Source organism: Nioella sp. (assembly GCF_964229645.1).
In the GTDB taxonomy this organism is placed as follows: domain Bacteria; phylum Pseudomonadota; class Alphaproteobacteria; order Rhodobacterales; family Rhodobacteraceae; genus Nioella.
Genome location: NZ_CAXREX010000279.1, coordinates 1 through 8,322, shown reverse-complemented (window position 1 = coordinate 8,322; position 8,322 = coordinate 1). Strand labels below are relative to the sequence as shown.

Here is an 8,322-nt window from a genome sequence, read left to right as displayed (position 1 = left end):
ACCGAGGCCGCGGGCCGCTACGACCCCGCCGCGCAGCGCGCGCTCTTGCGCGACATCCGGCCCGAGGGTGTCTCGATCGCGCTGACCGAGATGCTGGCCGATGGCGACCGCAAGGCCGCGCGCGCCTGCTATCACGCGCTGACCGAGGCCGGTACAGAAGTGCAGCATATCCTTTACGATGCCGATCAGCTTGACCTTCTGGCGCGCGAACAGGCGGCGGGGACGATCCCTCCGGGCGATCTGCAGATGCTCTTCGTTCTGGGGCGCTATACCGAGGGTCAGCACTCGGAGCCCGCGATGCTGGACCCGTTTCTCGACCGCCTGTCCGCGCTGGGCGTGACCGGCGACTGGGCTCTCTGCGCCTTCGGGCCGACCGAAACCGCCTGTCTGGCCGAGGCCCTGCGCCGGGGCGGTTGTGCCCGCGTGGGATTCGAGAACAACCTGTGGATGGCCGATGGCAGCCTTGCCGCCGACAACGCCGCCCGCGTGGCCGAGATCGCTGCGTAGCTCTGACCCGAAGCCTTCGCTAGCCGCCGGTCACGATCGCCGCGCAGACGGGCAAATGTTGATCCAGGAAGCCCGGCGCCGAGCCGAGCAGTCAATCGAGCCTTGATCGCTCACCTATCTGAACCGTCACCAGCGGCCGCTTTCGGGAACGCAGCGACGCCCTCGCCGCAGTCGGTCCTGCCGGGCCAGCGCGAGATCCGTATCGCGGGACTGCCCAAAAGCTATGTTCTGAGCCCGGGCGATTTTCTGGGCGCGATCTATGGCAACAACCCGGCGCGCTACGGCCTGCACAAGCCGAGGATCGGGGCGATAGCAACAGAGGTGGGTGTAACACTGGAGGTCAATGTCACACCGCGATTGCGGCCGGGTGTTGCCGCAGGGGTGCAGGTGTCGCTGCTGTCGTCTTGGCTTGGCTATGATACAAGAACGAGTCCTGACCCTAACCATATGGAACGAAGACCCCTACGCTCTTTGGTAACTACTAGCCGTGCCAGTACGTTAACAGAACCTCTTGCGTTCACTTGGCATATGCTCGGACTGTGTCATTTCCGGTTCAACGATTACCCTCGATCAAGAAAATGGGGCCAGACCCACAACACAGCATCCGTTGTCGGCCACATCCCCCGCGGTTCTCTTCTTCCTGCGTTGGCCGAGGCGACTGCCCTGGTCAGCTCGCGCCGCGCGGCAGACGCGGGGAGGGACGAGCGGTTCATTCCCCGCGCCTTCGCAGTTTCATCAATGGCGTGCAACAGCCCGCGCTCCAGCGTGATAATGACCCGCTGCACCGCCGTGTCGGCAGGGATATAGGGCACCGCCAAATGCTACGCGCCCGCCCGCAAGGCTTCGGCGACCTCGGGCTGCGCGCGGGCCTCGGACAGCGAAGCGGGCGCGGCCGAGCGCATATTCTCGAACCACAAATCCAGCGCCTCGTTTTCTGCGGCCGGGATCGTATCCCAGTCATCGGCCGAGGCAAAGCCTCCGGTCAGATCCGGGAAGGTGAGGCCGAAAGCGCTGTCGCCTTCCTGATGAACAATAGCCGTATAGTAGCGCATCCCGATCTCCTTGACGTCGATGCGCGAGTCGATGGAGGGCCGGGCCAAAGAAGCTCGGTGTGCTGGACCAAGTCTGTCACGAGGCCCATGGACCGGACCCAAACCATTCTGCGCATAAAAATACAGGCCCTCGCGCGGGTACTGACTGACGCCGCTTCTTCTGATCCTGGCCGAACGCGGTTGCCTCTGGGGCGCCGTCGCGTGGCACGACGCTCGACTCGAGGCGCTGACGGCCGAGATCTGCGACGCGATGGCGCGGCATTCCGAGGCGGCGAAGGATGCGGTCGAACGCGCCGCCTGGCGGCTATACATCGCCACCCGCGCCGCCGGGGACCAGCTCGCCGCTGCCGGCACCGAAGCCGAGCTCTTTTCCGCAGCGCGGCACACAAGCATTCTGCTATATCGAGGAGAACCCCCATGCGCTTGATAGTTGCACTGTCAGACCTGATCTGTACCGCGTCAAGCTGGTGGACTGCTGCGAAGGGCAAAATGCCAGGAAATTGGCGTTAGGTTTTCAGGCCCAGCATTTTATGCAGCAGCGCGACAAGCTGACGGGCCTCGTCGGGGGCGAGGTTCCGGGAGAGACGGGCCTGGTAGGCCGGGGTCAACGCCGCCGCGCGGGCCACCATCGCGCGCCCGTCGTCCGTCAGGTATAGCCCGAAGGCGCGCCGGTCATCGCGCGACCGGATGCGTTGCAACAACCCCTTGCGCTCGCTGCGCTTGGCGAGGTCGCTGAAGGTATTGGCGTCAAAGCCGACGGCCTCGGCCAGTTCAGTCTGGCTCGACCCCGGCTTTCGGTTAATCGTGAACAGTAGCGCCAGTTGTCGAGAGGTGACCTCGATCCCGTCATAGGCGGCGGGAAACTCGGCCTCGGCGGCGAAATGCGCCCGTCGCAGCAGATGCGACAGCAATTCGTGCACTTCGAAAGCCACGGGGACGCGGTCGTTGCGCGGGGTTGGGGCACTGGTCGACAAGCCGCTTTCGGATTTCGGATCGGGTGCGGTCATGGCTGGGCTGTCCTTCGTCGCGCGGGTCTTGCCGGGATAGGCGACATCAACGCCCGGAACAATGCGCGGTCGCCGTCGGCCAGTTCAAGCACCGCGTCGAAGTGATCGCGTCCCGCCAGTTCCAGCACGCCTACCGGTTGCCCCGCTGCCGCCCAGGCTTGGTGAAACGCGCGCGACTGGCGGCCGAAACCGGTAGGCTCGGTGTCGTCCCAAGCGACCATGGCGCGGTACCCCGGTGCGGGCAGGTGCGAAAGGGGGCTGAGCGCCGCGACATCCCGGGCACTCAGACCGTTCCACTCTTGCACGAATCTGCGCGCGATGGGGGACAGGTCGAACCGTCCGCTGACGGGCAGCCCGCCAGCGACGGCATCGTCGGGCAGGCCGAACCCGGCCCGCCAGCCAGCCACCATCAGCATCGCCGCCAGGTGGCCGCCCGCCGACCCGCCTGTGACAACGATCCGGCGGCGGTCGATTGCCAGGGTTTCGGCATTGTGCCACATATCGGCGAGGGTCGCTCGGCACTGGCGCGTCATCTCCGATATCGAGACTTCGGCGGCCAGCGCGTGATCCAGCGTCGCGAGGCTGCCTCCGGCTGGGACCAGCCCCGTCGCGGCAAAACGCGACTCAACCCGCGACGGCGCGCGCCAGTAGCCCCCGTGGATGAACACCACAAGGGGCGTGACAGGCCCGCCCGAACCGGCAGCGTCGCCATCGCGTGGTCCGAGGCGCGGCGATAGGCCGCTATCCGGTCGGCGAAGACCGATGCGCCGACCTGCGCAACGGGGTTATAGGCCGCGTTCAGCGCGTCGCCGTGCAGATCATTATCAATATCGGGCAGGGTGTTCATGCAAAGCCGAGCCCGGGCTGCACGACATGCGCCGCGCGCAGCATCGAGCCAACTTGCGCCGCCAGCATCTCGGTGCCCGATACGCCAACCACCGGCTGCACCTTGCACGATTCATGCACCGACCCGTCGTGACCCACGGCGCGAACCTCGGCGATGGCGACATTCAGGGCGGGGTCGGCGATCAGCACCGCGCGGCAGCGGTCCAGGCCGACGGTGGCCAACGCGCAGGTCGTCATGGTGTTAACGTTGCGAGGGAAACGCCCGGCGATACCCCGCACCGACCCGTCATAGATCACAGTTTCGCCCGTGATCGTGGTCGGGTCAATGTCGGTATCGGCAAAGTCGATATTCGCCGGGTTCTTGCGAAAGGTTATGGTCACGTCCTGCCACATGTCGCGCATTTCGACGAGATTATCGAGCCCGATCAGCGCCCCGTGCGGGATGATGATGCGGCGGCCCTGTGCCTTGGCCAGCGCCACCAGCCGCGCCTCGGTCGCCGGATCGGCAAAGGCGTTGACCGACAGCGGCAGATAGTCGGCTGCATTCAGGATGGCCGCGCCATGCTCGACGGTGACAGCGGGATGGGCGCATTCGATAACAAGGTCGGGCCGCCGCATGGCCAGTTGATCGAGGTCAGCCAGCGGCAAGTCTTCGGGCAGGTCATCGAGCTTGCGCGGGTCGCGATTCCAGACGAAAGCCAGTTCGAGGTTCCAGGCGGGTGTTTCGCGGATCAGGCGGCACAGTTCGCGCCCGATATACCCGTACCCGGCCACGCCGATGCGGGTTTTTGGCGAGGGAGTCATTTTCGGTTCCTTATGATTGCGGGGCGGGCCTAGAGACCGGCACCCGAGACCTTGCGGCCGATCAGCACCGGCCAGCCAATGGTGAGCAGCACGAACACGCCCGTCACCAGTTTCAGATCGGATGGGTGCAGGCCAAGGGCCAGCGCCAACGAGGCGAGTTGGTAATAGACCACCGCCCCAACCACGGGTGCCGCGATCTGGCGCAGCAGCGTGCGTCTCCCGGTTATCGCCTCGCCGATGATGACCGCCGCCAGACCGTTGACCAGCATACCGACGCCCATCCCGACATCGGCATAGCCTTGCGATTGCGCCATGAGCGCCCCGGCCAGACCGCTGATCCCCGATGCCAGCCCCAGCCCACCGGCGGTATAGAGCACAAGGTTGACCCCCAGCGCAGGGGTTAGCTGCGGGTTGGCCCCGATGCCGCGCAGGGCCAGCCCCATGTCGGTTTGCAGCACCCACCACAGCGCCAGCACCAGGACCGCGGCCAGTAGCGCGGCGGCGGCGATCTGCAACGACAGGCTGGTCAGGATGGCGGGACTGATCCAGTCATAGAGCGTCTCGATCCCGAAGATCGGCGCATTCGGGCTGCCCAGAATACGCAGGTTGATGCTCCACAGCATGGTCACGGTCAGGATCCCGGCCAGCAGCGAGTGCACCTTGAACTTCAGGTGGATCATCGCGGTCGCCGCCCCGGCGAGGAACCCTGCCGCGACCGCACTGGCGGTCGCGACCAGAGGGTGCGCACCGGCACCCAGCAGGGCGGCGGCGACGGCGGCGCCGAAGGGAAAAACCCCTTCGGACGACAGATCTGGCACGGAAAGAATGCGAAACGGGATCATGATCGCCATTGCGATCAGCGCATAGGTCAGGCCCTGCACCAGCGTGACGGGAAACAGGTTCCAGAACAGGTTCAGAATCTCCATGGCCGTCTCCTTACGCGCGCAACAGCTGATCGTCGCTGGCGCCGAACCGCTGGACCAGCGCATCCACGGTCAAGCCAGCTTTTGCCTGGGCGTCCAGATCCAGGCGCACCTGTCCGGCGTTCAGCGCCAGCAGGCGGTTTCCGGTATCGATGGCGTGTTGCATGTTGTGGGTGATCATCAGCGTCGTCAGTCCACCTTCGCCGACAATGCGGCGCGTGGCCTGCATCACCAGTTCGGCGGTTCCTGGGTCGAGCGCCGCAGTATGTTCGTCCAGCAACAACAACCGTGGCCGTTGCATCGCCGCCATGAGCAGCGCCAGAACCTGCCGCTGCCCGCCAGACAGTTTGCCGGCCATCACGCCCAGGCGCGTTTCCAGCCCCAGTCCGAAAGGCGCAAGAAGATCTGCGAAGCGCTGGCGGTTGCCGCGCCGCAGCGCCATTCCAAGTCCACGCCGCTGGCCGCGCCGTTGCGCCAGTGCCAGGTTTTCCTCGATCGACAGGGCAGGGGCGGTACCCAGCATCGGATCCTGAAACACCCGCCCGATATAAGCGGCCCGCCGGTGCACCGCCAGCGCGGTCACGTCCTTGCCGTCGAACACGACGCGCCCGCTATCGGGCGGCAACGCGCCGGCGATAACGTTGAGCAAGGTGCTTTTCCCCGCGCCGTTCGAGCCGATGACGACCGCGAAGTCACCTTCGTCCATCTGCAGGCTCAGCCCGTCCAGCGCGACCCTTTCATCCGGAGAGCCCGGATGGAAGGTCAGGCGCAGGGATTCGAGCGTCAGCGCGTGCTGCGGATCACTCGACGACACAGTCGCACCCGTCCAGCGATGCCGGCAAAGTCAGACCCAGCGCCGTCATCTGCCGCTGACTGATGCGAATCATGTGATCCTCCGGGGCGGGGACGGCGATGGCGATGGTTTCGGGGGCTTCGCCGCTCAGGATGCGCACCGCGATTTCACCTGCCCGCTCGCCGATCCGATAGAAATCGACGGCAAAGGCAGCGAGTGCCAACGCATCGCCGACTGATTGCGTGTTCGAGCTGAACACAGGCATCGAGATCCGCGCCGCGGCCGAGGCGATCGCCGGGCTTGCAGGTTGCAGCAGGCTGGATGCAGGGACGAACAATGCATCGGCGCGCCCCCGTGCCGAGGTCACGCGCTGGGGGATATCATTGGCGTTATCGACACCGATCAACAATACCTCGACGCCGAGCTCCGGTGCGACGGTCTGCAGGCGGTTGGCAAAGGCCGTGTCGCTGTCGTCGCCGGGATTGTAGAGGATGCCCAGTCGGATCATGCCCGGCACCAGCGTCTTCATGAAGTCGATGGTGGCGGCCAGATCGGGGATATTGGACACGCCCGTCAACAAGGGGGCGCCCGCGTCCCAGGTGTCGACCAGCCCGGCCTGAACCGGATCGGTGACCGGCGCAAAGACGATCGGAAAATCGCGGTTGCTCAGGATTTGGCGCGCAGATTGTGCCATGGGTGTGGTGATCGTCAGCATCAGGTCCGGGTCACCGGCAGCGAGACGATTCAGGAACTGCGGCACCAGTGACCGGTCGAAATTGACGTTCCCTTCGTCATAGGTCGGGGTGAATCCCGCTGCTTCGAGCGCGGTCTTGAAACCGTCGGAGACCTGCTGCAATGACGGGTGCGGCCCGAACAGGGCGATGGCAATACGCGGGTTTGTCGTTTGGGCTGTGGCCGGAACGACCAGAGCGGCCCCGATGGCCAGACCGGCCAGCAATGTGCGAAGTCTATCGATCATGACTTTCTCCCTGCGATCTGCAATTTCTGATATTTACTACGTATTCGTAGTACGTGCGAAGCCGCAGCCCTCTGTCAATAAGAACTTCAACCCGGGCCAGGGGCTTTTGCGGATGATCGTGGTGGTTATGGCGAGGACGCCGAAGCCCGGCATAGCCGGCGAATGATTTAGGGTTTGCTCTTTAGGTCACAGAAGGTGTTGATGCCGATCTTCGCTGTACAGACCAAGAGCAAAGCCGCCTCGGATATGCGTTTTTGCGCGTATTCCCTCGTTTTGCGCCGGGTCCTGCCCCCTCCTAAAGGGCTGCGTTTGCGCGGATGTCGGGCGCGTGACGGGCTCGGGGCAGGCGCTGCTTGATCCGTGTTCCTTGGGTAACTGCCGGGACGGTCTGCACGATGCAGGATGAAGGCATCGAAAGACAAACCCTGACCCCATCCGAAAAGGAACCGACCCATGATCCGCAACGCCCTGTTCACCCTCGCCGCCCTCGCTACCACTGCCGCGACCTTCGCCCCGTCTGCTGCCGAAGCGCGCACGATGACCCTGCGGCAGGACGCGATGATCTACCTCACCGCCGACTATCAGCACCCGATGCAACCGCTGCCGGCCTGCATGCAGGTCGAGATGATCGGCGAAGTCGGCAACTTCGCCGTGATCCAGGCCCCGCTTGGCGTGTTCTTTCTGGAGCGCCGCGCGATGACGCCGCATGCCCGCGTCGTCTGCGGGCGCGGCTGACCGACCCCCTGAACCCCGCCGGATCTTCGCCCGGCGTCTCGGTTATCAGCACAGTTTAGTGGCTGCACCGGCCAAAGGTTCTGAAGAGGATCCCGTCCCGTGGCATCGGGCGGGATGTCGGCGCGTGGAAGGGGGAGAGACCGAGGCAGGTCTGGCGATCGCCGCGTGATCGGCTTCCGGAGTCTCCGGACAGGAGGGTCAGATGCTTTCCGCGCGTTCCTTTTGACGTAAATACGGAAACCCGGCGCCCCACCATTCAGGTCGCTGTTCGTGCAGACGAATTATTCTGGAGATTGGAGCGGGTAGCGGGAATCGAACCCGCGCGTTCAGCTTGGGAAGCTGACAGGCTACCATTACATCATACCCGCGCAGGCAGCGATGTATCGGGGTCACCCTCAACCGTCAAGAGGGCAGCGCGCGGGTCTTGGTGGCGGGACGGCTCGGACACGGAAACCGCGATAAGAAAGCCCGGCGCAGGGGGCTGCGCCGGGCGGAATTCCAACGATCACGCGGGATCAGAACGGGATCTCGTCAACCATGTCGGACGCGCCGCCGCCGAAGCCCCCGCGCGAGCCGCCGCCCGAGGAACCGCCGCCATAGCCGCCCGATCCACCGCGCGAGCCGCCACCCGACCCGCCGCCATAGCCCGGATCGTCATAGCCGCCGCCAGAGCCGC

At 65.1% G+C, this 8,322-nt stretch carries 9 protein-coding genes and 1 tRNA gene; 2 read left to right on the top strand and 8 right to left on the bottom strand.

Annotation, left to right across the window (positions count from 1 at the left end; all coding sequences use genetic code 11):
- Window positions 1–507 (top strand): 3-keto-5-aminohexanoate cleavage protein (locus ACEQXV_RS17980; RefSeq protein WP_370270322.1); only part of this gene is annotated, 507 nt, incomplete at its 5' end.
- A gap of 821 nt (window positions 508–1,328) precedes the next feature.
- On the opposite strand, the gene ACEQXV_RS17975 is transcribed toward ACEQXV_RS17980, so the two are convergent.
- The 7 genes from ACEQXV_RS17975 to ACEQXV_RS17945 all read right to left on the bottom strand — a co-directional run bounded on the left by ACEQXV_RS17975 (window position 1,329) and on the right by ACEQXV_RS17945 (window position 6,911).
- Complete coding sequence (locus tag ACEQXV_RS17975; RefSeq protein ID WP_370270321.1) at window positions 1,329–1,559, bottom strand: type II toxin-antitoxin system HicB family antitoxin; 231 nt, start codon at window positions 1,557–1,559, stop codon at window positions 1,329–1,331.
- Window positions 1,560–2,065: 506 nt separating this feature from the next.
- Window positions 2,066–2,566, bottom strand: a complete 501-nt coding sequence (locus ACEQXV_RS17970; RefSeq protein WP_370270319.1) for a MarR family winged helix-turn-helix transcriptional regulator — start codon at window positions 2,564–2,566, stop codon at window positions 2,066–2,068.
- A complete protein-coding gene (locus tag ACEQXV_RS17965) occupies window positions 2,563–3,234 on the bottom strand; it encodes an alpha/beta hydrolase (RefSeq protein WP_370270318.1) in 672 nt (223 codons plus the stop codon). Before ACEQXV_RS17965 ends, ACEQXV_RS17970 begins: the two co-directional genes overlap by 4 nt.
- Window positions 3,235–3,409: 175 nt before the next feature.
- Window positions 3,410–4,216 (bottom strand): aspartate dehydrogenase domain-containing protein, encoded by an 807-nt coding sequence (locus ACEQXV_RS17960; RefSeq protein ID WP_370270317.1) that lies wholly within the window; start codon window positions 4,214–4,216, stop codon window positions 3,410–3,412.
- Window positions 4,217–4,245: 29 nt separating this feature from the next.
- On the bottom strand, window positions 4,246–5,142 hold the full coding sequence (locus ACEQXV_RS17955; RefSeq protein ID WP_370270315.1) for an ABC transporter permease: 897 nt from the start codon (window positions 5,140–5,142) through the stop codon (window positions 4,246–4,248).
- A 10-nt stretch (window positions 5,143–5,152) separates the two neighbouring features.
- Window positions 5,153–5,953, bottom strand: a complete 801-nt coding sequence (locus tag ACEQXV_RS17950) for an ABC transporter ATP-binding protein (protein ID WP_370270314.1) — start codon at window positions 5,951–5,953, stop codon at window positions 5,153–5,155.
- Window positions 5,940–6,911: an ABC transporter substrate-binding protein gene (locus ACEQXV_RS17945; protein ID WP_370270313.1), complete on the bottom strand. Its 972-nt coding sequence runs from the start codon at window positions 6,909–6,911 to the stop codon at window positions 5,940–5,942. The genes ACEQXV_RS17950 and ACEQXV_RS17945 overlap by 14 nt, the downstream gene beginning before the upstream one ends.
- Before the next feature lie 453 nt (window positions 6,912–7,364).
- On the opposite strand from ACEQXV_RS17945, the gene ACEQXV_RS17940 reads away from it, so the two are divergent.
- Entirely contained in the window at window positions 7,365–7,646 is a 282-nt protein-coding gene (locus ACEQXV_RS17940) for a hypothetical protein (RefSeq protein WP_370270312.1), read from the top strand.
- 294 nt (window positions 7,647–7,940) lie between these two features.
- On the opposite strand, the gene ACEQXV_RS17935 is transcribed toward ACEQXV_RS17940, so the two are convergent.
- Window positions 7,941–8,014 (bottom strand) — tRNA-Gly (locus ACEQXV_RS17935).
- Window positions 8,015–8,322 lie beyond the last annotated feature (308 nt).

Excerpts from the sequence above, each read along its gene's own strand:
- ACEQXV_RS17955 (WP_370270315.1), bottom strand. The coding sequence starts at position 5,142 with ATGGAGATTCTGAACCTGTTCTGGAACCTGTTTCCCGTCACGCTGGTG.
- ACEQXV_RS17975 (WP_370270321.1), bottom strand. The coding sequence starts at position 1,559 with ATGCGCTACTATACGGCTATTGTTCATCAGGAAGGCGACAGCGCTTTC.
- ACEQXV_RS17945 (WP_370270313.1), bottom strand. The coding sequence starts at position 6,911 with ATGATCGATAGACTTCGCACATTGCTGGCCGGTCTGGCCATCGGGGCC.
- ACEQXV_RS17940 (WP_370270312.1), top strand. The coding sequence starts at position 7,365 with ATGATCCGCAACGCCCTGTTCACCCTCGCCGCCCTCGCTACCACTGCC.
- ACEQXV_RS17970 (WP_370270319.1), bottom strand. The coding sequence starts at position 2,566 with ATGACCGCACCCGATCCGAAATCCGAAAGCGGCTTGTCGACCAGTGCC.
- ACEQXV_RS17960 (WP_370270317.1), bottom strand. The coding sequence starts at position 4,216 with ATGACTCCCTCGCCAAAAACCCGCATCGGCGTGGCCGGGTACGGGTAT.